The following is a 1630-nucleotide window of genomic DNA, read 5'->3' as shown; positions in this document are numbered from 1 at the left end:
CTAAAAAAGGTCGGCTTTTAGCCGGCCTTTTTTCATTTCCGGCGCCGAATCGATACCAGCTTCCTGCCGCGCCCCATACCGTCCTGGTGACGCGCATGACGCGCCATCCTTCCATCGCCACCTGCGCATCAGGACAAATCGCCCCCGGCTTGCGCGACGAGACAGTCCGGCCGGCGATCCGCGGAGAGCGCGCGCCGGCCGCGATCCATCGCGCGAATTCGACATCGCCGGTCCCGCTGCACGCCGCGGTGGCCACCCGCCCGCGCCCCCCCCCGCCTTCGTCCCGGAACAAAACCGGGATTTCCCTAGGCTGACATGCCAGCGCTCACGCGGTTAAATAAATCAACATGATTTATTTAATGCGTCGACGTTCGACGCAACATGGAAGGAGACGCCATGCGAAGCCCGCACTTCGGTCAGGGCAGCAATTCGGCCAACGTGCGCCGTTACAACGAGCGCCTGCTGCTGAAGACGCTGCGCCGCGTGGGCAGCGCGTCGAAGGCCGACCTCGCGCGTCTCGCGAACATGACGAGCGCGGCGGTCGGCGGCATCATCGCGTCGCTCGCCGACGCGAAGCTGATCGAATCCGCCGGCCGCACCGAGGGCCAGCGCGGCCAGCCGGCGTCGCTGATCCGGCTCGATCCGCGCGGCGCGTTCGGCATCGGCGTCCATCTCGACCGGATGCGCATCGAGACGGCGCTCGTCAATTTCGCGGGCGACGTGCTCGGCCGCCGCTCCCACGACTGCCTGCTCCCCCCGCCCGCCGACGTGCTCGACATCGTGCGGCGCGACATCGATGCGATGCAGGATCTGCTCCCCACGCATGAGCGCGTGCGCCTGACGGGCGTCGGCGTCGCCCAGCCGTACAACCTCGGCGCGTGGATGCGCGAACTCGGCCTCGCACCCGACACGTTCCGCGCGTGGGAAGACGTCGACTTCGCGAGCGACCTCGGGCGCACGCTGTCGCTGCCCGTGTTCGGCGAAAACGACGGCAACGCGGCCGCGATCGCCGAACTGTTCTACGGGTACGGCCGGCAGTGCGACGATTTCGTGTACCTGTTCATCGGTCCCGCGATCGGCGGCGGCATCGCGATCGACGGCGACTGCCTGCGCGGCGTGACCGGCAATGCCGGCGACATCGCCGTGATTCCTGTGCCGCCGAGCCGGCTGGCGTCCGCGCCGCCGCCCCGCGGCCCGTGGGACATCCTGCTCGCCCGCGCATCGCTGCACGCGCTCGTGCGCCACCTGCGCCATCACGGCGAGACGGTCGAGAACCGCGCCGATCTCGAGGCCTGTATCGCGCGTGGCCTGCCGGCGGTCGACGAATGGATCGACGACTGTGTCGACGCGCTCGCGCCGGCATTGCGTGCGGTGCTGTGCGTCGTCGATGCGCCGGTGGTCGTGCTCGACGCCGATACCGACGCCGGCCTGCTCGATGCGGTGACGACCCGCCTGCGCGCGGCGCTCGTCGCCACCGCGCCGGAAGCGCGCGGCACGCCGACGCTCGTGCGCGGCTCGTTCGGCGCCGACGCCGGTGCGATCGGTGCCGCGACACTGCCGATGTTCTTCAACTTCTCTCCACGGGCCGGCATCCTCAAGGGCGCCCGCACCGAATCGCAGGAGGTCAACC

At 69.6% G+C, this 1630-nt stretch carries 1 protein-coding gene; it reads left to right on the top strand.

The genetic code is table 11. The features are described 5' to 3' along the window. Positions 1–396: 396 nt before the first annotated feature. Positions 397–1630 (top strand): ROK family transcriptional regulator (locus tag NQV17_RS37700; RefSeq protein WP_257776146.1); only part of this gene is annotated, 1234 nt, incomplete at its 3' end.

The organism is Burkholderia sp. SCN-KJ (genome assembly GCF_024656005.1).
In the GTDB taxonomy this organism is placed as follows: domain Bacteria; phylum Pseudomonadota; class Gammaproteobacteria; order Burkholderiales; family Burkholderiaceae; genus Burkholderia.
The sequence above is the reverse complement of the archived record's forward strand: the minus strand, read 5'-3'. Positions and strand labels throughout refer to the sequence as shown.